25 protein-coding genes are annotated in these 26,170 nt (G+C 57.0%); 5 read left to right on the top strand and 20 right to left on the bottom strand.

Features of this window, described 5'->3' with window-relative positions:
- Positions 1-8: 8 nt before the first annotated feature.
- Together ctaD and coxB are read right to left on the bottom strand one after the other, a co-directional pair.
- A complete protein-coding gene (gene ctaD / locus AACY26_RS09310) occupies positions 9-1,598 on the bottom strand; it encodes a cytochrome c oxidase subunit I (protein ID WP_339513265.1) in 1,590 nt (529 codons plus the stop codon).
- A gap of 1 nt (position 1,599) precedes the next feature.
- The gene (gene coxB / locus AACY26_RS09305) at positions 1,600-2,727 is read right to left on the bottom strand and encodes a cytochrome c oxidase subunit II (RefSeq protein WP_339513263.1); all 1,128 of its coding nucleotides are present in this window, start codon (positions 2,725-2,727) and stop codon (positions 1,600-1,602) included.
- 528 nt (positions 2,728-3,255) lie between these two features.
- Between coxB and AACY26_RS09300 the strand changes: the two genes are divergently transcribed.
- Positions 3,256-3,912 carry a hypothetical protein gene (locus AACY26_RS09300; RefSeq protein ID WP_339513261.1) on the top strand — a complete coding sequence of 219 codons (657 nt, stop codon included), beginning with the start codon at positions 3,256-3,258 and terminating at the stop codon, positions 3,910-3,912.
- 69 nt (positions 3,913-3,981) lie between these two features.
- Here the strand turns inward: AACY26_RS09300 and AACY26_RS09295 are convergent, their stop codons facing one another.
- The 11 genes from AACY26_RS09295 to AACY26_RS09245 all read right to left on the bottom strand — a co-directional run bounded on the left by AACY26_RS09295 (position 3,982) and on the right by AACY26_RS09245 (position 16,927).
- Positions 3,982-4,695, bottom strand: coding sequence for a carbonic anhydrase (locus AACY26_RS09295; protein WP_339513259.1), 714 nt, complete (start codon positions 4,693-4,695; stop codon positions 3,982-3,984).
- A 414-nt stretch (positions 4,696-5,109) separates the two neighbouring features.
- Positions 5,110-6,051: a carbohydrate kinase family protein gene (locus tag AACY26_RS09290; protein WP_339513258.1), complete on the bottom strand. Its 942-nt coding sequence runs from the start codon at positions 6,049-6,051 to the stop codon at positions 5,110-5,112.
- Between the two features lie 119 nt (positions 6,052-6,170).
- The gene (gene xylB / locus AACY26_RS09285) at positions 6,171-7,643 is read right to left on the bottom strand and encodes a xylulokinase (RefSeq protein WP_339513256.1); all 1,473 of its coding nucleotides are present in this window, start codon (positions 7,641-7,643) and stop codon (positions 6,171-6,173) included.
- Positions 7,644-7,722: 79 nt separating this feature from the next.
- Positions 7,723-9,204, bottom strand: coding sequence for a mannitol dehydrogenase family protein (locus AACY26_RS09280; RefSeq protein ID WP_339513255.1), 1,482 nt, complete (start codon positions 9,202-9,204; stop codon positions 7,723-7,725).
- A gap of 21 nt (positions 9,205-9,225) precedes the next feature.
- Entirely contained in the window at positions 9,226-10,326 is a 1,101-nt protein-coding gene (locus AACY26_RS09275; protein WP_339513253.1) for an ABC transporter ATP-binding protein, read from the bottom strand.
- A 15-nt stretch (positions 10,327-10,341) separates the two neighbouring features.
- On the bottom strand, positions 10,342-11,175 hold the full coding sequence (locus tag AACY26_RS09270) for a carbohydrate ABC transporter permease (protein WP_339513251.1): 834 nt from the start codon (positions 11,173-11,175) through the stop codon (positions 10,342-10,344).
- A gap of 10 nt (positions 11,176-11,185) precedes the next feature.
- Positions 11,186-12,112, bottom strand: a complete 927-nt coding sequence (locus AACY26_RS09265) for a carbohydrate ABC transporter permease (protein ID WP_339513249.1) — start codon at positions 12,110-12,112, stop codon at positions 11,186-11,188.
- Between the two features lie 81 nt (positions 12,113-12,193).
- The gene (locus AACY26_RS09260) at positions 12,194-13,504 is read right to left on the bottom strand and encodes an ABC transporter substrate-binding protein (RefSeq protein ID WP_339513247.1); all 1,311 of its coding nucleotides are present in this window, start codon (positions 13,502-13,504) and stop codon (positions 12,194-12,196) included.
- Between the two features lie 224 nt (positions 13,505-13,728).
- Entirely contained in the window at positions 13,729-14,637 is a 909-nt protein-coding gene (locus AACY26_RS09255; RefSeq protein WP_339513245.1) for an AraC family transcriptional regulator, read from the bottom strand.
- A gap of 88 nt (positions 14,638-14,725) precedes the next feature.
- Complete coding sequence (locus tag AACY26_RS09250; protein ID WP_339513243.1) at positions 14,726-15,784, bottom strand: PA0069 family radical SAM protein; 1,059 nt, start codon at positions 15,782-15,784, stop codon at positions 14,726-14,728.
- A 138-nt stretch (positions 15,785-15,922) separates the two neighbouring features.
- Entirely contained in the window at positions 15,923-16,927 is a 1,005-nt protein-coding gene (locus AACY26_RS09245) for a bile acid:sodium symporter family protein (RefSeq protein ID WP_339513241.1), read from the bottom strand.
- Between the two features lie 82 nt (positions 16,928-17,009).
- Here AACY26_RS09245 and AACY26_RS09240 point away from each other — a divergent pair, with 82 nt between their 5' ends.
- On the top strand, positions 17,010-17,798 hold the full coding sequence (locus tag AACY26_RS09240; protein WP_339513239.1) for an AraC family transcriptional regulator: 789 nt from the start codon (positions 17,010-17,012) through the stop codon (positions 17,796-17,798).
- Here the strand turns inward: AACY26_RS09240 and AACY26_RS09235 are convergent.
- The 3 genes from AACY26_RS09235 to prlC are packed head-to-tail and all read right to left on the bottom strand — an operon-like array spanning position 17,795 to position 20,892.
- On the bottom strand, positions 17,795-18,568 hold the full coding sequence (locus tag AACY26_RS09235; protein ID WP_339513237.1) for a DUF3658 domain-containing protein: 774 nt from the start codon (positions 18,566-18,568) through the stop codon (positions 17,795-17,797). The two genes, AACY26_RS09240 and AACY26_RS09235, sit on opposite strands and share 4 nt — an antisense overlap.
- 3 nt (positions 18,569-18,571) lie before the next feature.
- Positions 18,572-18,847 carry a YheV family putative zinc ribbon protein gene (locus AACY26_RS09230; RefSeq protein ID WP_339513235.1) on the bottom strand — a complete coding sequence of 92 codons (276 nt, stop codon included), beginning with the start codon at positions 18,845-18,847 and terminating at the stop codon, positions 18,572-18,574.
- Positions 18,844-20,892, bottom strand: a complete 2,049-nt coding sequence (gene prlC, locus AACY26_RS09225; RefSeq protein ID WP_339513233.1) for an oligopeptidase A — start codon at positions 20,890-20,892, stop codon at positions 18,844-18,846. The genes AACY26_RS09230 and prlC overlap by 4 nt, the downstream gene beginning before the upstream one ends.
- Positions 20,893-21,028: 136 nt before the next feature.
- On the opposite strand from prlC, the gene AACY26_RS09220 reads away from it, so the two are divergent.
- Positions 21,029-21,571 (top strand): gamma carbonic anhydrase family protein, encoded by a 543-nt coding sequence (locus tag AACY26_RS09220; RefSeq protein WP_339513231.1) that lies wholly within the window; start codon positions 21,029-21,031, stop codon positions 21,569-21,571.
- 4 nt (positions 21,572-21,575) lie between these two features.
- Here the strand turns inward: AACY26_RS09220 and AACY26_RS09215 are convergent, their stop codons facing one another.
- Both AACY26_RS09215 and AACY26_RS09210 read right to left on the bottom strand, forming a co-directional pair.
- The gene (locus AACY26_RS09215; RefSeq protein ID WP_339513229.1) at positions 21,576-21,968 is read right to left on the bottom strand and encodes a hypothetical protein; all 393 of its coding nucleotides are present in this window, start codon (positions 21,966-21,968) and stop codon (positions 21,576-21,578) included.
- A gap of 8 nt (positions 21,969-21,976) precedes the next feature.
- A complete protein-coding gene (locus AACY26_RS09210; RefSeq protein WP_339513227.1) occupies positions 21,977-23,290 on the bottom strand; it encodes a sulfite oxidase in 1,314 nt (437 codons plus the stop codon).
- Positions 23,291-23,523: 233 nt separating this feature from the next.
- On the opposite strand from AACY26_RS09210, the gene AACY26_RS09205 reads away from it, so the two are divergent.
- A complete protein-coding gene (locus AACY26_RS09205) occupies positions 23,524-24,171 on the top strand; it encodes an HAD family hydrolase (protein ID WP_339513225.1) in 648 nt (215 codons plus the stop codon).
- A gap of 18 nt (positions 24,172-24,189) precedes the next feature.
- On the opposite strand, the gene AACY26_RS09200 is transcribed toward AACY26_RS09205, so the two are convergent.
- Positions 24,190-24,447 (bottom strand): DUF1161 domain-containing protein, encoded by a 258-nt coding sequence (locus tag AACY26_RS09200; RefSeq protein ID WP_339513223.1) that lies wholly within the window; start codon positions 24,445-24,447, stop codon positions 24,190-24,192.
- A gap of 81 nt (positions 24,448-24,528) precedes the next feature.
- Positions 24,529-25,602, bottom strand: a complete 1,074-nt coding sequence (locus AACY26_RS09195; protein ID WP_339513221.1) for an aminopeptidase — start codon at positions 25,600-25,602, stop codon at positions 24,529-24,531.
- A 113-nt stretch (positions 25,603-25,715) separates the two neighbouring features.
- On the opposite strand from AACY26_RS09195, the gene AACY26_RS09190 reads away from it, so the two are divergent.
- Positions 25,716-26,132 carry a PA0061/PA0062 family lipoprotein gene (locus tag AACY26_RS09190; RefSeq protein ID WP_339513219.1) on the top strand — a complete coding sequence of 139 codons (417 nt, stop codon included), beginning with the start codon at positions 25,716-25,718 and terminating at the stop codon, positions 26,130-26,132.
- Positions 26,133-26,170 lie beyond the last annotated feature (38 nt).

Raw genomic sequence — 26,170 nt, 5'->3', positions numbered from 1 at the left:
TGGGCTCCTTATTTGACTTCAGGTGGCGTGCTGAACGTGTGGTAAGGCGCAGGCGAAGGAATGGTCCACTCCAGCCCATCCGCGCCATCCCAAGGCTTGGCTGGCGCAGGTTTGCCGCCACGAATGCACTTGATGACGATGAACAGGAACAACAGCTGCGTGGCGCCGAACATGAATGCCCCAATCGAGGAAACCATGTTGAAGTTGGCGAACATCAGGTTGTAGTCCGGAATCCGTCTTGGCATGCCAGCAAGACCGACGAAGTGCATCGGGAAGAACGCCATGTTCATGCCGATGAAGCTCATCCAGAAATGCAGTTTGCCGAGCGTTTCGTCGTACATGTGCCCAGTCCACTTCGGCAGCCAGAAGTAGGCTGAGGCGAAGATGCCGAAGATCGCGCCGGGCACCAGCACATAGTGGAAGTGCGCCACCACAAAGTAGGTGTCGTGGTACTGGAAGTCAGCGGGTGCAATAGCCAGCATCAGTCCGGAAAAACCACCAATGGTGAACAGAATGACGAAGGCCACGGCGAACAGCATCGGCGTCTCGAAGGTCATCGAGCCCTGCCACATGGTGCTCGCCCAGTTGAACACCTTGACCCCGGTTGGCACGGCAATCATCAGGGTGGCATACATGAAGAACAGCTCACCGGTCAGTGGAATACCGACGGTGAACATGTGGTGCGCCCAGACGATAAAAGACAGGAAGGCGATCGAGGCTGTCGCGTAAACCATCGAGGTGTAGCCGAATAACGGCTTCCGTGCGAAGGCCGGGATGATTGAGCTGACGGCGCCAAACGCCGGCAGAATCATGATGTACACCTCGGGGTGGCCAAAGAACCAGAACACGTGCTGGAACAATACCGGGTCACCGCCGCCCGCGGCGCTGAAGAAGCTGGTGCCGAAGTGAATGTCCATCAGCATCATGGTCACCACACCTGCCAATACCGGCATTACCGCGATCAGCAGGAAGGCGGTGATCAGCCACGTCCAGACGAACAGCGGCATTTTCATCAATGTCATGCCTGGCGCACGCAGGTTGAGGATGGTGGCGATTACATTGATCGCGCCCATGATCGAGCTCACGCCCATCAAGTGAATGGCGAAGATGAAAAACGTCACGCTTTCAGGTGCGTAGGTTGTCGACAGCGGGGCATAGAAGGTCCAGCCAAAGTTTGGCCCGCCACCGGGCATAAACAAGGTGCTGACCAACAAGGCAAAGGCTGCTGGCAGTAACCAGAAGCTGAAGTTGTTCATGCGCGGCAGGGCCATGTCTGGGGCGCCGATCATCAGCGGCACCATCCAGTTGGCCAGCCCGACAAATGCAGGCATTACTGCACCGAAGACCATGATCAGGCCGTGCATGGTGGTCATTTGATTGAAGAATTCGGGCTGCACGATTTGCAGGCCGGGCTGGAACAGCTCAGCACGAATGACCATGGCAAAGCTGCCGCCAAGCAGGAACATGGCGAAGCTGAACCATAGGTACATGGTGCCAATATCTTTGTGGTTGGTGGTCAATACCCAACGCATCAGGCCTTTAGCTGGGCCGTGGTGATGGTCATGCCCTGCATGACCGTGGTCGATCACTGCACTCATGTCATTGCTCCTCGGCTTGCTTGAGCTCTAGCACTTCTTTTGGGGTGACCATATCGCCTACCTTGTTGCCCCAGGCATTGCGCTCGTAGGTAACGACCGCCGCGATATCGACTTCAGACAGTTGTTTGCCGAAGGCAGCCATCGCCGTGCCCGGCTTGCCATGGAAGACAATGCTCAGGTGATCCTCTTTTGGCCCTGTGGCGATTTTCGAGCCATCCAGCGCCGGGAACATAGGCGGCAAACCCTGGCCTTCGGCTTGGTGACATGAGGCGCAAGTGGTGTGATAAACCTTGTCGCCGCGGGCAACCAGCTCTTCAAGCGTCCAGTCTTTCTCGGTCAGCTCTTTAAGTTTTGCGGTTTCGGCTTTTTGTTCAGCCAGCCACGCCTCATAGTCAGATTTTGACTTGGCCTCGACCACGATCGGCATGAATCCGTGGTCTTTACCGCACAGTTCGGCGCACTGACCGCGGTAGATTCCAGGCTGCTCAATACGTGTCCAGGATTCGTTGATAAAGCCGGGGATCGCATCCTTTTTCACCGCCAGTGCAGGCACCCACCAGGCGTGGATAACGTCGGCGGAGGTAATCAGGAAGCGAATTTTTGCACCCACGGGCACCACCAGTGGCTGGTCGACTTCAAGCAGGTAATGCTCGCCTTTGTCGGCCTGGTTGTGGATTTGCTCGGAAGGTGTCGCCAGGTTGCTGAAGAACTCAACATCCTGTCCAAGATACTTGTAGTGCCACTTCCACTGATAGCCGGTGACCTGAATATCAACGTCGGACTCGGAGGTGTCGTAGATATCGATCAGGGTCTTTGTGGCTGGGATCGCCATCAATACCAGAATCACTAGGGGCACCACGGTCCAGAGAATCTCGACCGTGGTGCTCTCATGGAAGTTGGCGGGCACTTGGCCGGTGGAGCGGCGGTGGATAAACATCGACCAGAACATCGCGCCAAACACGATGACGCCGATGACCACGCAGATCCAGAAGATGGTCATGTGCAGGTCGAAAACGGTGCGGCTTACCTCGGTAGCTCCTGGCGTCATGTTGACCGTCCAGCTCGCCTCAGCGGCGCTGAACGCCAAACACAGCAGCAGCCCCATCCAAACACGTGGATGTCGCGACATTGCGGGTTCCCCTTATGATTCTTGTTATCCCGCCGGCGAAGCCTGCGGCAAAGGGATCAACTGCCAAGCCCGGGCGCGTGTCAACGGCCTGGGTCTCTAGCAACAACTGTCAAGCCCTCTCCGTGCCGAAGCCCGTCCGGTTCCATCAAGCAGTGCCTATCGCTCTGGAGTATAGTCGGCGACTTGCAGCCCGCAATGTGAAAGCTGAAATGGTTGAGACATTACAAGGCACGGCGTAAACCCCACGGATGGCGCGGCTTTGCAAAAGCTATCAGGCAATCGTTATAGCTGGCTGGTATAGATGTTATTTGAGTTATGACGATCGCGTCTTAGACTTAAGCAGACAGCAACTAGGGTTGCATGGGTCTGTTTGTCCCGGGAATCGGCGAACGTCGAAGCATCTGTAATCCTTTGGATTTGTCCTTGTCTATGGAGTGACTACTCATCAGCAGTTGAATGCTGTGCCAGATAGTTATCGGCCTGCACGCTGCCAATTAAGCACTAAGGCCCTCGCTAGAAGGAGCTGCCATGAACACCCCTGCTTTACGCGAACTTATCAACAAAGCGCTGGAACATGAGGCGAACACCGGCCAACTGGCTAAGCAGTTGGAGGCAAAGCTCGAAGATATCCACCCCTCGATCCGCTTACCTGAAGCCAAACCCCTGGCGATTCTTATCGGCTTTGTGACGGCTTATATCGAAGAAGTACCGCAAGTCATTGACGCTGCGACACAGGTCGCGCGTGAGGCCGGGATAGAGGACCGGATAAAGCCGGTACTCAAGGTTGCCGAACAGTTTTTCCTGCAGCCGCCCGAACTAATGTCTGGACATGAAGGGCTTGATGGTTTGCTCGACGAGGCTTACTTGGCCCATCGCCTGGTTGAGGAAGTGAACGACCTGTATATCGCACACCTTGGTCAGCCGCTGATTCCATTGGATACCACAGTTGCCAACCTGGTTGCCCACCAACTGATCGGCGAACCATTTGCCAATCAACTGGATGAGGCGGTGCATCACACGGTCATTAACATGCTCGATAAAGACAGCTTCAAGCAGGACTCTGTCGTGGCTTATCGCGAGCGCTTGAGTGCACCGACAACCGAGGCTGCGTGGAAGCGCTGGCCGTGTTTCTCGGAGCAGTTAGGGGTCGAGTTGGTGCTTGACGGGCAGCGCGTCAGCCAATAGAACGTCGGCGATAACCTTTGCTTAAAGGGTTATCGCCGTTCTTTGGCCATGTAGGGCAAGGCCTGTCGATCAGTCTTGGCGGTAGCGAGCACGCGGTGTAGCCAAGGGCATCGGACCCTCATCGATTGAGCGGAATTCACCCAGCTCGGCATCATAGGCGACGATTTCACTCGTTTCGATATCGTAGACCCAGCCATGCACAAAGAGTTGGCCGCTGGCGATTTTGGCTGCCACTGAAGGGTGAGTGCGCAAGTGATCGAGTTGCGCCAGCACGTTTTCCTTGGTCAGCAAGCCCAGCGTGGTGTCGTGATCAACGCAGCCGCAATTTTCTGCGACCACTGTTTTTGCCACTTCAGCATGACGTAGCCAAGCCTTGACCGTTGGCATGCGCTCCAGCGACTCGGGGTTGAGAACCGCCTTCATTGCGCCGCAGTCGGAATGGCCGCAAACAATGATGTGGTGCACATTGAGCGCCATGACCGCGAACTCGATCGCCGTTGAAACACCGCCCATCATCTGCCCATAAGGCGGTACGACGTTGCCAACGTTACGGGTGACGAACAAGTCGCCCGGGTTGGTCTGGGTGATCAGTTCTGGAACGATGCGCGAGTCAGCGCAGGTGATAAACATGGCGCGTGGGGTTTGCTCATGCGCAAGCTTCTTGAACAGTTCCTCTTGTTGAGGAAAAACTTCCTTACGAAAGCGCCGGAAGCCTTCAACAATATACTGCAACGCCTCATCAGCACTTTCTGTATGCGCGGCGTCTACTTGTTTTTTATCCATGCTACCAACCTCGAAAACCACAGGAATATCGAAGCCTGCCGGCTCAGGTTAATCATCCGCCGGTTTATCAGGCCAATACTGGACTGCCCAAAAAGACTTCAAGTCACAACTTTCAGGTGAATGTTCTGACAGCTGAGTCTAGCGGTCTACTGCATCAAGAAAAATGCTTTTTTGTAACCTTCTTAGCGCTTCTGAAATGGTCAAGTTGAGTATTTAGGGAACCGCTGAAAAAGGTAGCGAGCGACGAGAGTACAAGGCAAAAAAATGCGAAAAAGTGGAGTTTAGTTGGCCTAAATGAGCATTTGATTCGCGTTGCTCACCCCTTCGGGGCCGAACTAAAGTTCGTTCAGCCTGAAGGCTGTGAGCAGTTTTTTAACGCAGTAATATCGAGCGCAGTAGTTTTTCAGAGGTTCCTTAGAGGCCTTTGACTTCGGCCAGCAAGGGCAGATCCGGGCCTCTACGCGAGCAGGTAATTGCGGCAGCGCGCACGGCCAGCTTGAGCATTGCGTCAATCTGCTCGCGGCTGATGCTGGCTAAGGCGTTTGGTGAGTCCAGTTGGTTACGCTGCAGGTAAGCGAGCAGCACGGCCTGAAACGTATCGCCGGCGCCCACCGTATCGCGGATGGTGACTGAGGCTGCCGGCACGCTCCAGTGGCCATGCTGATAACTGAATACGCTTGCACCCTGCTGCCCGCGGGTTAAAAAGACCAACTGGCAGCGTTCGCTGAGCCAACTGTTGACCAGTGCTTGAGGATCCTGGCCGGGGTAGAGCAAGTCGAGGTCTTCATCGCTGACCTTGATCATGTGGGCGTAGTTAACCAAAGTTTCAACGCTGAGCCGCCACAGCGCGATATCGGGTTGTGGGTTAAGCCGCACATTGGGGTCGTAACTGATCAAGCGCTGCTGAGGTTGGGCTTTGATCAACGCAAGCAGGGTGTCAGCGACTGGCAACACCACCAATGAATAGGAACCGATATGAATGCCGCGTATCCGTGAGTCAAGCGACGGTAGGTTTTCGCTATGCAGTTGCCGGTCGGCACAGCCTTCGCCGCGAAACGAATACTGTGGCGAGCCCTGTTGATCAAGCCCGACCATAGCCAATGTAGTGGGTGCGTCTGAACCAACCAGATAGTCAGCGACAACACCTTCTTCAGCCAGCACGCGGCGTAAACGCTGGCCAAAGTAGTCCGTCGAGATGCCTGTGAACAATGCTGAGTCAGCTCCCAGGCGGCGCAAGCCAATCGCCACATTGAAGGGTGAGCCGCCAGCCACTGCCTTGAACGCAACCTCGCCATTGCGCGGGCTGGGCTCGACACTGAAGAAATCGAATAAAGCTTCGCCACATACCAGATACATAAACGACTCCCTCAGTGCCACACGCAGATAAAACGCTCGGCCGGAGGATTTTCGCGACCAGGCGACAAGGTTGAATGGGTTACGCAAACAATTATCGAATCGTCCGGCGCCGTTGCTTCTCAGAGGCTTCCAAGCTGTGCATAGTAATCCCGATAGGCTTTTTCATATTGGGCACTGCGCAGTGGGTCCGGGAGCGTGCGGGTGCGATCATCAAGGCGTACGCAGGCATTGCATAATTGCTCTAGGGAAACCGCTTCGCCACCCACGCACCAGGCTGCTTGAATCGCCGCACCGAGCGCTGCGGCTTCAGTGTGTTCAGGGCAGACCAGGGGTGTCGCCATGATGTCGGCTACGGCCTGGCGCCACATGGGGCTTTTCGCTGCGCCGCCAATCAAGCGGATATCCTGGCTCTGAATACCGCTGTCGCGCAGCAGGTCAAGGCCATAACGCAAGCTGAACAATGTGCCCTCGACCACAGCGCGACAGAGGTTGGCGCGATTGAGGTTTTCGCCGGTCATGCCGCTCAGGCTGGCTGTTGCATGGGGCAGGGCGGGCACACGCTCACCGTTGAAAAACGGCATCATCCGTAGGCCCTGAGCACCAATTGGGGCGGCCTCGACCAGCTTGGAAAATTCATCCAGGCTGAGCGCTAGAAGGTCTTGAATCAGGCCGCTGGCGCTGGTGAGGTTCATGGTGCAGATCAGCGGCAGCCAGCCGCCGGATGACGAACAGAAAGCCGCGACCTGTGGATGAGGGCTGATCACCGGTTGGTCGTCATAGGCATATAAAGTGCCCGAGGTGCCGAGGCTCATGGTGATCAAGCCGGGGCGGATATTGCCGGTGCCAATGGCCCCCATCATATTGTCACCGCCGCCACTGGCAACCACGACACCGGGATTCAACCCCAGGCGCTTGGCTGCCTCTGCACGCAAGCTGCCGATGGGCTGGTTGGGCTCAATCAGTTCGGGCAATGCATTGATCAAGCGTCCAGACGGATCCATATGTTCCAGCAGTGCGGTGTCCCATGTTCGCGTGCGGATGTTGAAGTAGCCGGTGCCCGAGGCATCGCCATATTCACTGCAACAGCGCCCGGTCAGCCAATAATTGAGGTAATCGTGGGGCAACAGAATGTGAGCAATCCGGGCAAAGAGTTCCGGGTAATTGCGTTGTGTCCAAAGTAATTTGGACAGGGTGTAACCGGGCGCAATCGCTACGCCCAAGCGTTCGATGGAGCCGACCTCGCCGCCCAGGATATCGAGCAGCTCCTGGTTTTCGGCGGTTGACTCGGTGTCGCACCAGAGCTTGGCCGGGCGTAGCACTGCACCGAGCTCATCAAGCAAGACCAAGCCATGCTGCTGGCCCGAAACCGCCATGCCCTTGATGGCTTGGCCTGAGATACCAGCTTGCTGCAATGCGCCATGGGTTGCCTGCTCAAGCGCCGACAGCCATTGATCAACTTCTTGCTCGCGGCGTCCGTTGGCGCCACTGATTAGCTGATGTACAGCACTGCCCTGGCCCATCACCTCGCCCGTTTCAGGGTTGAGGATCAGTGCCTTGGTGCCCTGCGTGCCACAATCGATACCTAAATACATGGCTGTCTTTCTCTGGTTACTGTCGCCTGGTTTACTCAGCCAGTTGTCCGAGCCTATTTGGCATAAGCCTTCGCCTCGGCTAGCGAGCGTCCTCAAGCAATGCTTGCAAAGTACCGCTCACGCCCTGGGTGCGCAGGCGGTGCAGGTTGCGTTCAAAGGCCTGGACAAATGCCGGCGAGGTTGCAAGCGCTTTACCGAAGATGCTTTCGGCGCCTAAAACGCGTTCGGTCAAGCGCGCATCATCGCTAACCAGGCTGCGGCAATAATCAGCGCGCGGGTCGATAATGCGGTAGCCCGCCCCCTGTTCATCAACCTCTTTCAAGTACAGCGCCCACGCCGCCACGACCAGCGCGACAGAGTCCAGTGGCTTGTCTTCTGCGATCAGCTGGTTAAGTGTGGGCACGATAAATTTCGAGAATTTTGACGAGCCATCCGAGCACACACGCTCAAGCTGGTCGGCAATCGCCTGGTTGGAGAAACGTTCAATCAAGGTGTCTTTGTAGAGGCTCAAGTCGATGCCCGGTACCGGCGCCAACTGCGGCGTTACATCGACATCCATAAAGCGCCGAATGTAGTCGCGCATCAAACTGTCGTCCATGGTTTGGTGGACGAAGCGATAGCCCTTGAGGAAGCCCAGATAGGTCAGCGCCAGGTGGCTGCCGTTGAGCAGCTTGATCTTCATGTCTTCATAAGGCGTGACATCGTCGGTGAATTGCACGCCGACCTTGTCCCAAGCTGGCCGACCGTTGCAGAACTTATCTTCCAGCACCCATTGCACAAAAGGCTCGCAGACCACTGGCCAGGCATCTTCAATGTTCTGTTCAGCGGCGAGTTGTTGGCGGTGGCTGGGCTTGGTCATTGGGGTAATGCGGTCGACCATGGCGTTGGGGAAACTGACGTGGGTATCAATCCAGTTGGCCAGATCGTGATCGAGCAGGTGAGCAAAACTGAGCAGCGCCTTGCGCGAAACCGAGCCGTTATGTGGCAGGTTATCGCACGACATCAGGGTGAACGCTGGAATATTGGCGGCGCGCCGCTTGGCCAGCGCCGCGCAGAGAAAGCCAAAGACGCTGCGTGGTGATTGCGGATGGGCAAGGTCATGCTGGATTTCCGCCAGTTCGGACATGAATTCGCCCGTGCTGTCATCCATGCAATAGCCACCTTCGGTGATCGTCAGCGAAACAATCTTGACCTGCGGATCACTGAGCTTTTCGATCAAGGCCTGGGGTGAGTCCTCGGCCAAGAGCATGTTGCGGATCGAACCAATCACACGGATCTCGGCGCCAGGTTCATCCGCCAGCTGGACCAAGGTGTAGAGGTGATCTTGTGCGGCCAAAGCGTCACGCATTGCACGGTCTTCGGCGCGCAAGCCGACGCCACAGATTCCCCACTGGGCAGCTTCGCCCTGGTTAATCAGGGCGTCGGTGTAGACCGCTTGATGGGCCCGATGAAAGCCGCCGACACCAATGTGGACGATGCCTTCAGCGGCAATCGAATATTCTTCGCTAGGACGGCCAATATCAGCGGCAAGCCTGGATAAATTCTGGCGATTGAGTTTCATCGGGGTTCCTTAGCAAGCCGCTTAAGCTGCAGATTGAATGCGTTTATCGACGGCCTTGCCGCTGTCGTCAAATAGATGGCAATGCGCGGGATCGAAGCTCAAATCCAGGGTTTCGCCGAATTTAGGTGCGAAGTCGCCACGCACTCGTACGGTAAGCATTTCGCCTGACTGGCTGCGGACGTGGCAGTAGGTGTCGCTACCGAGGCGTTCGCTGACATCGGCGGTGACGCTGAGCAGGCCTTCACCGGCTGGTACGATATTTATGTGTTCAGGGCGAATTCCCAGCGTCACCTTGCTGCCAGGGGCCAGTGATGCTGTCAGCGGCAGGCTGATGTTGGCCATTGCTTCAAGCTTGATCTCGCACGCATTGGCTGTGGCCTGGCCCAGATTTCCGGTGAGAAAACCCATGGTCGGCGTGCCAAGGAAGCCGGCAACGAACAGGTTGGCCGGATGGTGATACAGCTCAAGTGGTGAGCCGACTTGCTCGACGCGTCCGCTGTTTAGCACCACCACTTTGGTTGCCAGGGTCATGGCCTCGACTTGGTCGTGGGTGACGTAGATCATTGTTGCTTGCAAGTCTTGGTGCAGGCGCGCCAGTTCCAGGCGCATTTGCACGCGTAGCGCCGCATCAAGGTTGGACAACGGTTCATCGAAGAGGAAAATCTTTGGGTTGCGCACAATGGCACGGCCAATGGCTACGCGCTGGCGCTGTCCGCCCGATAACTGCTTGGGTTTGCGCTCCAGCAGCGGGTCGAGTTCGAGGATGCGCGCAGCGTTTTCAACTTTCTCTTTCACTTCCTGCTTGGGCGCACCCGACAGATCGAGACCAAAGGACAAGTTCTTGCGCACGGTCATGTGCGGGTACAGGGCGTAGGTCTGAAACACCATGGCCAGGTCGCGCTTGGCCGGGGCGACTTCGGTAATGTCCTTGCCGTCCAGCTCAATGCTACCGCTGCTGACATCTTCCAGCCCGGCGATCAGGCGCAGCAGGGTCGATTTACCGCAGCCAGACGGCCCGACAAACACCACGAACTCGCGGTCATGGATATCCAGGTCAATGCCCTTGATGATCGAAAACCCTTCAAACGCTTTTTTCAGATTGCGTACTTTTAGATCAGCCATTACAGAATCCTTTTGTTATTTGACGGCGCCGAAGGACAGACCGCGAACCAGTTGCTTCTGGCTGATCCAGCCAAGTATCAGAATCGGCGCACAGGCCAGGGTCGAAACGGCTGAAAGCTTGGCCCAGAACAAGCCTTCGGGGCTTGAGTAAGAGGCGACCAAAGCGGTCAGTGGCGCGGCGGCGGAGGAGGTCAGGTTGAGTGACCAGAATGCCTCGTTCCAGCACAGGATCAGTGACAGCAACATGGTCGAGGCCAGCCCGCCACGGGAGATTGGCAGCAATACGCGGCTGATTTCCTGCAGCGTGGTTGCGCCATCCAGGCGCGCGGCTTCAAGGATGTCGACCGGGATATCCTTGAAGTAGGTGTAAACCATCCAGATCACGATCGGCAGGTTGATCAGGGTGTAGATCACAATCAGTGCCAGGCGCGAATCCAGCATGCCCAGGCTTTTGCAGATCAAGTAGATAGGCATCAGCACGCCCACCGGCGGGAGCATTTTGGTCGACAGCATCCACAGCAATGTGCCCTTGGTGCGCTTGGTTTCGAAGAAGGCCATCGAGTACGCCGCTGGCACCGCAATCAGCATGCACAAGGCGGTGGCGGCGAACGAGATCAGCACCGAGTTCCAGGCATAGCTGAAATAGTCGCTGCGATCATTGATGTGCAGGTAGTTTTCCAGGGTCGGGGTGAAGATCAACTGCGGCGGCGTGGCAAACGCGGCCAGCTCGGTTTTAAAGCTGGTCAGCACCATCCAGAAGATCGGGAAGAAGATCAGCGCGGCAATCAGCCAGGCGGCGCAGCCAACCAACAGGCTTTGCAGGCTACGCTTTTGTTTTAGGGTCAGCATGGTCTGCTCCTCACTGTTTGTCGGTGAGGCTTTTGCCGATCAATCTGATCAGCACTAGCGCCGCAATATTGGCAATCACAACCGCGATCAAGCCGCCCGCCGATGCCATGCCGACATCGAATTGCAACAACGCCTGGTTGTAGATCAGGTACGCCAGGTTGGTCGATTCATAGCCCGGGCCACCGCTGGTCGTGGTGAAAATTTCAGCGAAGATCGACAGCAGGAAGATGGTTTCAATCATCACCACCACCGCAATCGGACGCGCCAGATGGGGCAGTGTCAGGTGCCAGAAAATCGCAATTGGACCGGCGCCTTCGAGGCGTGCGGCCTCTTTCTGTTCCTGATCCAACGACTGCATGGCGGTCATCAGCAGCAGGATCGCGAAGGGCAACCATTGCCACGAGACAATCATGATGATCGAGAACAAGGGGTGTTGCGCCAGCCAGTCCACCGGCTGGGCGCCGAAGAACTTCCACACCGCCGCGAGAATCCCCGAGACAGGATGGAAAATCAGGTTCTTCCACAGCAGCGCGCTCACCGTCGGCATGATGAAAAAGGGTGAAATCAGCATCACCCGCACTATGCCGCGGCCCCAGAATTCGCATGCCTCAAGCAGTGCTGAAATCAATACGCCAAACACCACGCTAATCAGCAATACGCTGCCGACCAGCGTCAGGGTGTTCAAGGCGCCCGGCATAAAGCCCGGGTCGGTCAGGAAGTATTCAAAATTTTCCAGCCCGACAAAGCTCTCTTCACCCGGGTACAACAGGTTGTAGCGGATGGTCGAGAAGTAGAAGGTCATGGCCAGCGGCACGACCATCCAAAGCAGCAACAGCAGCACCGATGGGCTGACCAGGAACCAGCCAACTTTCAAGCCGCGCTTGCGGGGCTTCGCTTGTGTCGCTGGCGGGGACGTATCGAGAGCCGAACTAGTCATGGCAACTCCAGGGGTGAGCAGGGTGAACAACGCCCGGCCCGGCGCTATACAAGCGCCGAAACGGGTACTGCCGAGGAGGAATTACTTCAGGTAGCCGGCGCGCTTCATCTGCCGTTCAGTCGCGGTTTGCGCGGCTTGAAGGGCCTGTTCGACGCTCATGCTGCCAGTCAATGCGGCGGCAAACTGCTTGCCTACCTGGGTACCAATGGCCTGGAACTCGGGGATGGTCACCAGTTGCACGCCAACATAAGGCACGGGCTTGAGTGTTGGCTTGTTGGGGTCAATCGACTTCAAGGATTCAAGCGTGACCTTGGCAAAGGGTGCAGCGGCCATGTACGCATCTGTGTAGGTTGATGCGCGCGTGCCTGGCGGCACATTGGCAATACCGTCGGTCTTGGCAACCAGTTCGGAGTAGGCTTTTGACGTTGCCCACATGCTGAAGGTTTTAGCTGCGTCTTTTTCTTTGGAGCTGGTCGGGATGGCCAACGCCCAGGAATACAACCAAGACGAACCTTTGCTGGTTGCTTGAATCGGCGCAAAGGTAAAGCCCACATCGTCGGCCACTTTGCTCTGGCTCTTGTCGGTAACAAATGAGCCGGCCACGCTGGCGTCTACCCACATCGCGCACTTGCCGCTGTTGAACAGTGCAAGGTTCTCGTTGAAGCCATTGCTCGATGCGCCTGGAGGGCCGTATTTGCCTAGGGTGTCGACGTAAAAATTCAGTGCATTTTTCCACTCGCTGCCGGTGAATTCTGGCTTCCAGTCCTCATCAAACCAGCGCGCACCAAAGGCGTTGGCCACTGTGCTGATCAGCGCCATGTTTTCACCCCAACCCGCTTTGCCGCGCAGGCAGATGCCGTATTGATCTTTGTCCGGGGCATGCAGCTTGGCCGCGAAATTTGCCATTTGCGTCCAGGTCGGGTGTTCAGGCATTTTCAAACCCGCATCCTTGAACAGGTCTGTGCGGTAATAGGTGATTGAGCTTTCAGCGTAGAACGGCAAGGCGTACAGCTGGCCCTTGACTGAAAGGCCATCGCGAACCGAAGGGAATACATCGTCAACGTCGTATTCGGCGCTGAGATTGGTCATGGGTTCGAGCCAGCCTTTGGCGCCCCACAATGACGCTTCATACATGCCGATGGTCAACACATCAAACTGGCCGCCTTGGGTGGCGATATCAGTGGTCAGGCGTTGGCGCAAAACGTTCTCTTCCAGCACGACCCACTTCAGCTTGATGTCGGGGTGCTCTGCCTCAAAGGTTTTTGACAGGCGCTGCATTCGGATCATGTCGCTGTTGTTGACCGTGGCAATGGTCAGTGTTTCAGCCGCCTGGCTTAAACCAGACAGTGAAAAACAGGCAGTGGCAGCAAATGCCAGAGATAACTTATTCATTTATCGACTCCGCTTCTGCACCCGTCCTGGCCGCAGAAGATCGCTATTATTTTTGTCGTGCTCATCCCGATTACACCGTTGCGGGGGCGGTATAACAAATCCTTGTCTGCACAGTTACTGATACTTTTTTGCACTTGCTGGGTATGGGCTCAATAAGGAAAAGTCCATGAAAGCCAGCAGGTAAAGGGGGTTGTGTCTGGTTTACTGTTTTGAGGAGGTATAAATCAGTACAGGTTTTGTTCGGAAAAACGCTGAACAACCAGCTTCCTGTAGCGTGAAGGCGTCATGCCTTTAAGCTGCTGGAAGCGGCGGTTGAAGTTGGAGATGTTGTTAAAGCCTGACTCAAAGCACACATCGGTGATGGGCTTGTCACTGCGAGTCAGCAATTCGCACGACTTGCTGACTCGCAGACGATTAACGAACTCAACAAAGCCGCGACCGGTTGCCTGTTTGAAGAAGCGCGAGAAGTAAGTCGGGGTCATGCCGAGAGACGCCGCTACATCGTCCTGACTAATCTCTTGAGCGTAATGGCTGAAGATGTAATCCACGGCAAGGCTGATCCGGTCAACATGGCTTTCATCAGCCAGTTGCGAAGCGGTAACCCCGGAGAGCAACTGGTAATCCTCGGTCTCAGCCAGCAGCTCAAGCAAAATCAAAAAGTGGCCGAGCCGCTTGATGCCTTGTGATTGGGCAATGCAGCCCATCAGTTGCCTGGCTTGGGCAATAACCTGCGGATGATGGAACTCAATGCCATATTCGGCCCGCGCCAATAATGGCATCAGGGTTTTCAGCTCGGAAAATACACTGGTTCCACTGCCGAGCACTTCATGGGTGAAGTTAACCAGCATGTCGCGGTCCTGCACCTCTTGTTCGGTTTCGTCGAGCTGGCTGATCCAGTTATGCGGCAGGTTGGGACCGGTCAGGAATAAACTGTTGGGGGCAAAGTTACCGATATAGTCGCCGATGAATACCTTGCCGGAGCTGGCGGTAATCAGGTGCAGTTCGAACTCTTTATGGAAGTGCCAGCGCACCAGTGGGCTGGGAAAACCATGCTGGCGGTAGATCAGCGAATGGCCGCCATGGTCGTCCATCAGCTCATAGGAAGGGTCTGTAACACGGGCAATTCGAGTCATGGTGGCTTGGATTATCCGGCTCTGGCCTGGTGGGTTGTAGGTCTTTTTGTAGCACAGTCTGTATGACCGCGTTTGCCCCCAACAGTTTTTACAACAGCGCCAGTTGCCCGCCGGGAGGGCAAAACTGTGAACAGTCCAGCTTAAAATCGCCTCGAGGGTTCAGGCCAAAGCGTTTTATGGCCAAGGCAAAGCGCTTGGCTATCAGCTCGGCAAAGGCGCCTTCGCCACGGAAGCGGTGGCCAAAGCGACTGTCGTACAGTTCGCCGTCGCGGCTTTGCCGGATCAAGCTCAGTACGTGCTCAGCGCGCTGCGGGTAATGTGCGTGCAGCCACTCTTCAAACAGCGGTGCGACTTCGCGCGGCAAGCGCAGAAACATATAGGATGCGCTTTGCGCGCCCGCCTGCTTGGCTTTTTCGAGCAGGCTTTCCAACTCCATGTCATTGGTCATCGGGATCATTGGCGAGCACAACACGCCGACCTTGATACCCTGATCACGCAAGACGCCTATGGCCCGCAAGCGCGCCGCCGGAGAGGCTGCACGGGGTTCCATGATGCACTTCAACTGGTTATCCAGGGTGGTCAGGCTGATCATCACGGCGACCAGGCGTTGCTTGGCCAACTCGGTGAGAATGTCCAGGTCGCGCAGGATCATCGAGCCCTTGGTGACTATGGTCACCGGGTGGCGATAGCGCAGCAGCACTTCGAGGGTTTTGCGCGTGAGCATATGCTGGCGCTCGATCGGCTGGTAGGGATCGGTATTGGCGCCAAGGTTGATTGGCGCACAGCGATACCCAGGTTTGCTCAGCTGTTGTTCAAGCAATGCCACGGCATTGGTCTTGGCGATTAATTTGGTTTCAAAGTCGATGCCCGGCGACATATCCCAATAGGCATGGCTGGGCCTGGCGTAGCAATAAATGCAGCCATGCTCACAGCCGCGATAGGGGTTGATTGAGCGATCGAAGGGCAAGTCGGGCGACTGGTTGCGGGTGATGATGCTCTTGGCAGTTTCCAGGCGCACTTCGGTTGCAGCGCTGGGCGGTACTTCTTGAAACCAACCGTCGTCAGTCGCGATGACTTGCGTCGGTGCAAAGCGGTTGAACGGGTTGCTGGCCGTACCACGACCGCGCGGAGGTAGAGAGGCTGACATCGTAAGGTTCCATGCGCAAGAGTAAGGTGACTGCATTGATAGCTGTATATTTATACAGTTAAAAATGCAGTCAAGCCAAGTCTCTTTACGCGCCGCTGATCAGCGGTGCCTGGGCAGCTGGTCGGCCAGAACCTGCGACTAGCGCACCAAAGGGGGTTCCCCTTTCAGGCTATCGACCTCCTCTGGGCGCTGCGCATAGCGCTGTGCAAGCACGGCGCAGACCATGAGCTGGATCTGGTGGAAAATCATCAGCGGCAGGATCAGCAAGCCAATGGTGCTGCCGGCAAACAACACCTGGGCCATTGGCACGCCGGTGGCCAGGCTTTTCTTCGAGCCGCAGAACACAATAGTGATGCGGTCTTCCTGGTTGAAGCCAAACCATTTGCCCAACAAGTGCGTGCCGAGCAGCGAGAAGGTGAGCAGTACGCAGCAGGCAAATACCAGCCAGGCAAGCTCAACCAGCGGCACCTGGTGCCACAAGCCTTCGATGACCGCCGCGCCGAATGCGGTGTAGACCACCAGCAGAATCGAGCCTTGATCGACAAACTTGAGCCAGTTTTTATTGCGCCCCACCCAGTCACCAATCCAGCGTCTGGCAATTTGACCGGCCACGAACGGCACCAACAACTGCAAGGTAATCTTGCCAATCGCATCAACGGTCGAGCCGCCGTCACCGTGGACGTTCATCAGTAGCGCGACCAACAACGGGGTGAGGAAAATACCAAACAGGCTTGATGCCGCAGCGCTGCAGATCGCGGCGGGAATGTTGCCGCGCGCCAGGGAAGTGAAGGCAATGGCCGACTGCACCGTGGCCGGTAAGGCACAGAGATAAAGCATGCCCAGGTACAACTCATTGCCGACCAGGGGCGAGAGCAGGGGTTTGAGCGCCAGGCCCAGCAGCGGGAACATGATAAAGGTGCAAGCGAACACCAGCAGGTGCAAGCGCCAATGGCTGGCGCCAGCCACTATCGCCTGGCGGGACAGCTTGGCACCATGCAGGAAGAACAGCAGGGCAATGGCCAGGTTGGTAATCCAGCCGAAGGCAACCGCCGTCTGCCCGCTCGCGGGTAACAGGCTGGCGATGGCGACGACTGCAATCAGGGCGCAGGTGAAGTTATCGGGCATGAAGCGCTTGAGTGACATGTTCGAATCTCGTACTTGCAGACAGGTTGAGGCAAACACTACCCTGTTCGCAGCTTTCCGACTAACGCCAAAGAGCCAGTGAATGTCGCCAAACAGACAAGGGCAGATTATCCATCGCTCACTGCCCGAGCTTCCGGCCTTGCCGCGCCCGCTCTATGGCCGGGTCGAGTCGCTGCCGAACCGGGCGTTGACCTTTCGTCACAGCCATCCTTGGGTGCAGTTGTCCTACGCCATTGCCGGGGTGCTTGAGGTGCAAACCGATAACGCACGCTATGTCGCGCCACCGCAGCGCGCGGTCTGGCTGCCTGCGGGGCTGGAGCACCAGGTTTCCAGTTCATCGCATACGGAAATGCGTAGCCTGTATATCGAGTGTTCAGCCGTGGCCTGGGCCCCGCAAAGCTGTCGGGTGCTAGCGGTCAGCCCCTTGCTGCGTGAGTTGATCAATCGCTTCAGTGATGTGCCCGTCGAGTACGACGAAGCCGGTGCGGATGGGCGCTTGGCGAATGTATTGCTTGATCAGTTACGGGTTGCGGCAGAGGTCGATCTGGTGCTGCCAATGCCCCATGACGTACGCTTGCAAAAGCTGTGCATGAGCCTGCAGGAGAACCCTGAACAGCATGCCACGCTGGCGCAGTGGAGCACGCACCTGAACCTATCGGAGCGCACCCTGAGTCGCTTGTTTTTGCAGGACACTGGCCTGACGTTTCGCGCCTGGCGTCAACGCTTACGCCTGCTTGGCGCGTTGGCACCGTTGGAGCAGGGTGAGCGGGTGACTGATGTCGCGTTGGCCTGCGGCTATGATTCGATTTCAGCCTTTATTGCCGCCTTCAGGCAGCACTTTGGCGCCACGCCCGGCGAGTTCTTTCGCTAGCTGCATTTAACAGTTTGTTCAGCATAGGCGGTGTCCAAGGGCGCTGAAAAAACCAGTTGCCCGCTGGCGACCAGTTCACGGGCGCACCACCAGAGAAAGAAGTCGGTGGCGAAAAAACCGTCGCACTCCACCATGACGCTGGCCATGACGCGGTTAAGTGGTTGCCATTGGTCTGTGCAAAAGTGCAGCAGGTGCTGGCGGATATGCTTATGGCTTACACCGTGGAATGCGCCGTCACGCCAGCGACGGATAGCGGCATTTTCCGCTACGGCTGCGTGCCATTGCGCGGCTAGCTGCTGGCGCTGTGCGGCGCTGAGCAACCTGGGCTGATGCAAGGCCGCGAGTGTATCGGGTGCATGCATGGCCACGGCTTTACGGCTGACTACGCGGCTGTCGCCGGTGCCGCAAGCCACTCGCCATAATTCCACGCTGGAGCTTTCGAGGGCGGCTGCCACCCGGGCCAGCAGCAGTTGTTCCGATGCGCTGTCACCGTCCCAAACCGTCACCGCTTGGGTCTGTTGCGCCAAGTCTTTGAGCCACAGCGCGTCGCTGCTCAACTCGGGGCCGAAATCAGGTTGCGACTGCACCGAGGCGGGCCACAGCTGTTGCCAGAAGTCGCTGCGCATCTGGCAGGGCGGGGTATCGATATCAGCCAGGGGGCCGACAGCCAGGTCATCGCGCATTACTCGCAGCGACTGTTTGGCCGTCTCGGCACCGATGCAGTGAGCCACGCCCGCCACGGCGTTGTCACCGCATACCAGATGCCACATCGGCTATTTCTCGGGTTTCTTCAGCTTGGGATTGGGGAAAAACTGCACGGTTTGCACTTTTGTCTCAGCCGGTTTGACCTCGACTTTGTTAACCCGCGTACCGAGTTCGCGCGGCACGGACTGGCCTTGGGCGTTAAGCAAATCGCTAAAGCCGCAGGCCACGCACTCGCGGTGCGGCACGCCGTCTTCGTCCCACATTTTGACCGTATCGGTCGCGCTGCACGCCGGGCACACGGCACCGGCGATAAAGCGCTTCTTGGGGGTGTTGCTGCCGGTCATGCGGCCTCCTGACTCAAGCCCAGATGCCGCAGCAGTGCATCAATGCTCGGCTCGCGGCCACGGAAATCGACAAAGAGTACCATCGGCTCCTGTGAGCCACCGCGTGCCAGTATGGCCTGGCGGAAGGCGCGACCGGTGTCACTGTTAAACACCCCTTCTTCCTCAAACTTGGAGAAGGCATCGGCAGACAGTACTTCTGCCCACTTATAGCTGTAGTAACCCGCTGCATAGCCGCCAGCAAAGATATGCGCGAAGCCGTTAGGGAAGCGGTTGTACTGCGGAGGACGCATCACCGAGACTTCGGCGCGGATGCTTTCGAGTACTTCCAGCACGCTGCGCCCGTCGCCATGGGTGGCGTGCAGTTCGAAGTCGAACAGGGAGAACTCCAACTGGCGCACCATCATCAGCCCCGACTGGAAGTTCTTCGCGGCGAGCATCTTGTCCAGCAGGTCTTGCGGCAGTGCTTCGCCGCTCTGGTAGTGACCTGAAATCAACGCGAGGCCATCGGGCTCCCAGCACCAGTTTTCCATGAATTGGCTCGGCAACTCGACCGCATCCCAGGCCACACCATTGATGCCTGAGGCGCCGGCGTGCTCAACCTGGGTCAGCAGGTGATGCAAGCCATGGCCGAATTCGTGGAACAGGGTGGTGACTTCATCATGGGTCAGCAGGGCAGGCTTGTCGCCAACCGCCGGGGTGAAGTTGCACACCAGATTGGCCACTGGGCTGATCAGCTCGCCTGCTGCGTTGCGGCGTTTGTCACGGGCGCCGTCCATCCATGCGCCGCCACGCTTATTGGCCCGGGCATAGAGATCAAAGAAGAAGCGGCCGACATGCTCGCCTTTCTCGCTGATCTCAAACAGGCGCACATCCGGGTGCCAGGTGTCGAAGCCGCTGAGTTCCTTGATTTGAATCCCATAGAGTTTTTTGACAATGGCGAACAAGCCGGTCAGCACTTTATCGACCGGGAAGTACGGGCGCAGGATCTCCTGCGAGATGCTGTAGCGCTGCTCGCGAAGCTTCTCGCCGTAGTAGGCGGCGTCCCAGCTTTGCAGGTCAGCGCAGCCTTGCTCGCGGGCAAAGGCCTGCAGTTCCTTGAGGTCTTGCGCGGCAAAGGGCTTGCTGCGCACGGCCAGGTCACGCAGGAAGCTCAGCACTTGCTCGTTGTTCTCGGCCATCTTGCTCGACAGGCTGAGTTCCGAGTAGTTGGCAAAGCCCAGCAGCGTGGCCAGCTCCTGGCGCAGGTCGAGAATTTCCTGCATCACCGGGGTGTTGTCATTTTGCCCGGCGTTCGGGCCTTGATCCGAGGCGCGGGTGCAGTAGGCGGCATAGATTTCTTCACGCAGCGCGCGGTTGTCGGCATAGGTGATCACCGCGTAGTAGCTGGGGAATTCCAATGTGATCAACCAGCCTTCCAGGCCCTTGGCCTTGGCCGCTTCAGCCATTTGCTGCTTGGCCGAGTCGGTAATGCCTTGCAACTGCGCTTCGTCAGTGACGTGCTTGCTCCACGCCTGGGTGGCATCGAGCAGTTGGTTGGAAAAGTGGCTGGCCAGCTCGGAGAGGCGCATTTGAATCGCGCCATAGCGCTGTTGCTCGGCTTCTGGCAGGTCGATACCGGACAAGCGGAAATCACGCAGGGTGTGCTGCAAAATGGTCTGTTGCGCCACATCGTAGCCAGCCGACTCAGGGCTGCTCGACAAAGCCTTGTAGGCGTCGAATAAGCGACGGTTCTGGCCGATCTCGGTGAAGTATTCGGACAGTTTCGGCAAACAGGCTTCGTACACCTGGCGCAATTCGGCGTTGTTACGCACGGCGTTGAGGTGACTCACCGGGCCCCAGGCCCTTTCCAGGCGCCCGTTGAGCTCATCAAGCGCGAGCACCAATCCGGCCCAGCTCGGAGCGTCAGCATGTTGCTCAAGCAACTTGGCGATGGCTGCGCGGTTCTCAGCAAGAATGGTGTCTACCGCGGGCTCAACATGCTCAGGGCGAATGCTGGAATAAGGCGGCAGATCGAAGTTCTGGAGCAGCGGATTGCTATCGGTCACGGGCAGGCACCTGTCGTTTGAAGGCAAAAATTAAAAACTATTGATTCAGTTATTGGGTCACACAGGCCAATTAACAACCCATAGGCTTGGTATCTTAATTAGAATTCTGAGCATTAACAGCCAAGAGGAATCTATCGTGTCGATTCGAACTTACCAACAATTCACTCCGCAACTGGGCGAGCGCGCATTTGTCGACAGTTCCGCCGTGGTGCTGGGTGACGTCGAGATTGGCGACGACAGCTCAGTCTGGCCGTTGACCGTGATTCGCGCAGACATGCACAGCATTCGTATTGGCCAGCGCACTAGCATCCAGGATGGCTGCGTTTTGCACATCACCCACGCCGGGCCATTCAATCCTGCCGGTTATCCGCTGAATATTGGCGACGATGTAACCATCGCGCACAAGGTTACCTTGCATGGTTGCAGCATTGGGAACCGGGTGCTGGTTGGCATGGGCAGCATCGTCATGGACGGCGCTGTGATCGAGGATGAAGTGGTGCTAGGCGCTGGCAGCCTGGTGCCGCCGGGCAAGCGACTGCAAAGCGGTTTTCTCTATGTCGGCAGCCCGGCCAAGCAGGTGCGCCCCTTGAGCGACAAGGAACGCAGTTATTTCTGCTACAGCTCGAAAAACTACGTGAATCTCAAGGATCAGCACCTGATGGAGGGCTACGGACACTAAGCCGTCAATCTGCTTTGGACGGTGCCTGCTTGGGTTTGCGGAGCGGGTTTTCCGGTAATTGTTCAGCCAGTAACGCCGGGCGCCTGGTTTCGAGTTTGGCGCCGTAGTTGCTGCTCAAGTAGGTAAGTATGGTGTCTTCGGTTTTTGCATCAAAGGGCCATAAACCTTGCTTGTCCTGCATCCAGCGGATCAATGACAGCCAGTGTTCGCGGCTGCCACTGTTTTGCGTGACCAGTTTGGCCGAGTGACAGGCCATGCAGTTATTGCGAACGGTTTCCCAGCCGGGCGCGATGATGAAACCGCTGGCAGGGTCGGTTTGGGTAGCGGTTTGCGCGGCTTGGGTCGAGACTGATACTAGTCCGAGCAGCAACAGACTCAGGGCAGTTGAGTGGGCCATGGGTCCTCCTAGACTATTTGAATCGCGATGCGATGGCAGGCGTTGTTCAGATAACCCTTGGGGTTCCAGCCCGGCACCAGCATGGGCTGTGATTTACCCTGATTATCCACCGCCCGCGCCCACACCTCGTAATAGCCCTTCTCGCTAAAATCCAGTTCTGCGCTCCAGTGTTGCCATGCCAGGCGATTAACCGGCGCCTTCAGCTTGGCCGGTTGCCAGGTCACGCCGAAGTCGGTTGAAACATGTACTTCACTGACCTCAAGATCGCCCGCCCATGCATGGCCGCGCACCTGCACGCTTTGCGCAAGTGGCAGGCTGACACCGGATTTAGGGAAGGTGATCAGTGACTTGACCGGCATCGATTCAATGATCTGCATGTCTTCGAGTGGGACTTCGCTGCCCGGCGCGACCGGATACTTGGGTACGCTGTAAGACGGCGGCGCCATCTTGTTGCCGTCATGCACCTTGTTGCGCACCACGATCTTGCTCAGCCATTTGCCCGAAGTCGAAGCTGGCCAACCGCCGCAAACCAGGCGCAGTGGCTGGCCGTTGAGGTAAGGAATTGGTTGATCATTCATGGCCCAGGCGATCAGCGTCTGGTCTTCCAGGGCTTTGTCCATGGGCACACCACGTGAGATCGCATGTTTGCTTGGATCGCCACTTGGGTGTTTATCCGTGCCGTAATAGCCGATGTAGACGGCATCCTTTTTAATTCCGCAGGCTTCGAGCACATCGCGCAGGCGCACCCCGGTGAAGGTCGGACAGGCAACGGCGCCTACCGTCCATTGGTTGCCGCTTGCCGCCGGGACGAATTCACTGCGGCCATTACCGCCGCATTCGACCACCAGTTGATAGGTGTGGTGCTTGAAGCGTGACTTGAGTTCGGCGACGGTGAAGGTCATCGGCGTGACGCAGGACTCGCCCGCGATTTCCAATTTCCAGTTGGCCGCATCCAGCGTTTCGAGTGCTGGTGGAATGCCGTTGTTGCGCACGAACATATGGCGCGCCGGCGTGACTTCATCGTCGAGCAAATGGGCGGGAGTCTCTGCATTCAAGGGCCGGTCATTGAGTACCTTGAGACCGTCTTTACCTTCAATGCTGAAGGGTTCGTCTGCATGGGCCAGCCCGGCGGGAATAATGCCCAGCGGCATGAATCGGGCGTATGGAATGCTGGCGCCCAGGGCAGAGGCCATGGCAAGCAAACTGCTGCGCTTGAGAAATCCACGGCGGCTTGGTTCAGCCTCACGATCCCAAAGCAGTTTTTCCGCCTTGATTGGGTCTTCAGCATACAACTCATGAATGCCACGTTGGTCTTTCGACATACTCGGCTTCTCCTTGCCAACATTTACTGTCAGGGGCGCCGCAAAAGACCTTGGACGCCATAGTTGTCGTTTGACAGTAAGCGTATATAACACTTTGGGCAACGACCAGTTGCAGCTTGTGCTTCGGTCCAGATGTTACTTCTGGGGTGATCCGCAGGTATTTAAGCTTTGTTTGGAACCTTGATTTTTGTATGGTGGCGCACTCTTCTCATGGCGCTAGGCGGGCGGTTGCGATGCATTATCAAAATATCTTGTTTGACCTTGATGGCACGCTTACCGACCCGCGTGAAGGCATCACCCGCTCGGTGCAGTACGCACTAAGCAAATTGGGGATAGATGAGCCAGACCTGCAAGCGCTTGAGCATTTTATCGGGCCGCCACTGCTGCAGTGTTTTATGAGCACCTACGCACTGGACCAAGCGACGGCTTGGCAGGCGGTGAATTTTTATCGTGAGCGCTTTGCCGATGTCGGCTTGTATGAAAACCAGATGTTTTCAGGGGTTCCGCAGTTGCTGAGCTTGCTCAACGGTCAGCAGCGCAGCCTGTATGTGGCGACCAGCAAGCCACAGGTATTCGCCGCAAAAATCGCCCAGCACTTCGGTTTTGCCGGGCAGTTCAAGGTGATCTATGGCAGCGAGCTTGACGGCACGCGGACCAACAAGGTCGAGCTCATTGCCCACCTGCTTGAGCAGGAGGGCTTGGCGCCAGGTGATTGCCTGATGATTGGTGATCGCAAACACGACCTGATTGGCGCGCGCGACAATGGTTTGGACGCAGCAGCGGTCGGTTATGGGTTTGGTAGCTTCGCTGAGCTTAGCGACGAGCAGCCACGTTATCACTTCCAGACGCTGCACGAACTGCATCAGGCCTTTGCGGGCTGAGTCGACGCAAGTGTGGGTTTAGCCGTCGTTACGTTGGTAGATGATCTTCTTGGTGCCGCCATCGCAACTGCCGACCACCATGTTTTCATCTTCAACCTCAGCGTTGGGGACGATTTCCAAGGTGTAGCTCTGCACGCCCGAGGCCTGGATCTTGACCTCAATCTCTTGCTTGAGCTCTTCGCAAGGTTTAACCGCTGCCTGCGCACTTAGGCTACCCAGAGCAGCGCCAAGCGCAACGAGGGCAACAACTGTGTGGGGTTTGATCGTGCTTAACATGACGCACCGCCTTGGGAGCATTCGCTTTGAGTAGGAATAATTTAGACGCAATCAGCTGAGACTAGTTCGTCACCTGTACTGTTAATTTGCCATTAACCGCAATTCAAGCGCTGCCTTGCGCTGCTCCGTCGGTAATTTTCCAAGTTGAGCAACCTTTTGATAGAACCTTGGCCAGTCGCCGCCGGCTTCGGCGAACAGCTTGGCAAATGCAGGCACCCACTGATCGTAGAGGCCGAAGGGCAGCAGCTTGGCGTTATTGATCGGTGAGTTGATCCAGCCATCATAGCGGCCGACACCGCCCCAACTGCGCTGGCGCAGGTCGTGATACTCGGCGCGCAAGAGCTCAAATTCAGCCTGCTTGCCTTGGCGCATTTGCTCGGCCGATTTACCACTGGCGTACAGCGTTTCCAGACGCGCACGAGTCTTTAGCACAAGCTGGGTAAACTGCTCGCGTTGCTGGTCGGCTGGCGGATCTGCTGCAGGCTGGTCATGCTCGGCTCGCCACTGGCGCAGCCCCTGTTGTTCGACAAAGGTGGCGAAGGACTCATTAAACTCAGTGTCGCCCGCGACATAGAACTGTTGATGGGCCAGCTCGTGAAAAATCACCGAGACCAAGCGCTCGTCACTCCAGCGCAGCATGGTGTTGAGTAGCGGGTCATCAAACCAGCCCAATGTCGAATAAGCCTCAACCCCGCCCATGTACACATCCAGCCCTTGCTGCTTGAGCAGCGCCGCAGCGCCGCGCGCTCGTCCCTGCTGGTAATAACCGCGATACGCCACGCAGCCGGCGATGGGGAAGCAGTGCAATTCGGGTTTTAGGGAGAACTCCGGGGTCGCAAACACATTCCAGAGCACAAATGGCCGCTGCACATCTGCGTAGACCCGGTAGCTCTGGTTATCTGGCAGGGCCAGTTGTTGGCTGGCGAAGCTGCGTGCTTGTTGTGAAAGGGCCAGGCGCCTGCGCAATTGCGCATCGGTCTGAGGGTCGCTGAGCAGTTGCGAAATGGTTTGGCGGCGCTGCAACAGATCAACCTGCCCATTGAGCAGCTGGCTGTAGTAATCAAGGCTGGAACAACCGCTCAGCAGGACGATGAGCAGCAATGGAACCCAGCTTAGCGGGATGCGGTCGAGTAGAGAGCGATAAGTAGGCGGCATGGCAGGACACTACTGTATCCGCAGGCCCATACGCCAGCCCCTTTCAGTAGCAGATTTTCGTTCAAATACAGCGGCGCTACCCCAGCGTTGATAATCAAAGTCGGAGCCCTTGCATGCGCGCATTTTTGGCTGTCACCAGTTTGGCACTTATCAGTGGTTGTTCGTTGCTTATGCCGAGCCATGACCCAAGCATGGCTTGGGTGGACCTGCGGACTGACGACGATACCGAGTTGCTGGCCAGCGAGGTTGATAGCAAAGCGTTGGAAGACGACCGTTTCTTTCAAGTCAGCCCCGGCACCCATGAGTTGCATGCGCATATACGCTTCGAGGTGGACGCGACCAATATGGGCGGCGATGAAGCGCCTTTGGCGCGCACCTGCGAGATGGTGGTCGAATACAATGACTTCGCCGCTGGGCAAACCTATCGGCTGGAGGCTGGCTCCGTAGGTTTTCGGCCCTGGGCCAAACTCTTTGATACAAATGACCGGCTGCTGGCCACGGCACGCGAAGGCAGTTGTGGGCAAATATGAGTGAAACAGCGCTATGCTGAATGCTCTTCTCTAGGCAT

Source organism: Pseudomonas sp. RL_15y_Pfl2_60 (assembly GCF_963970595.1).
GTDB lineage: Bacteria > Pseudomonadota > Gammaproteobacteria > Pseudomonadales > Pseudomonadaceae > Aquipseudomonas.
This window is presented reverse-complemented; position numbering and strand designations above follow the sequence as displayed.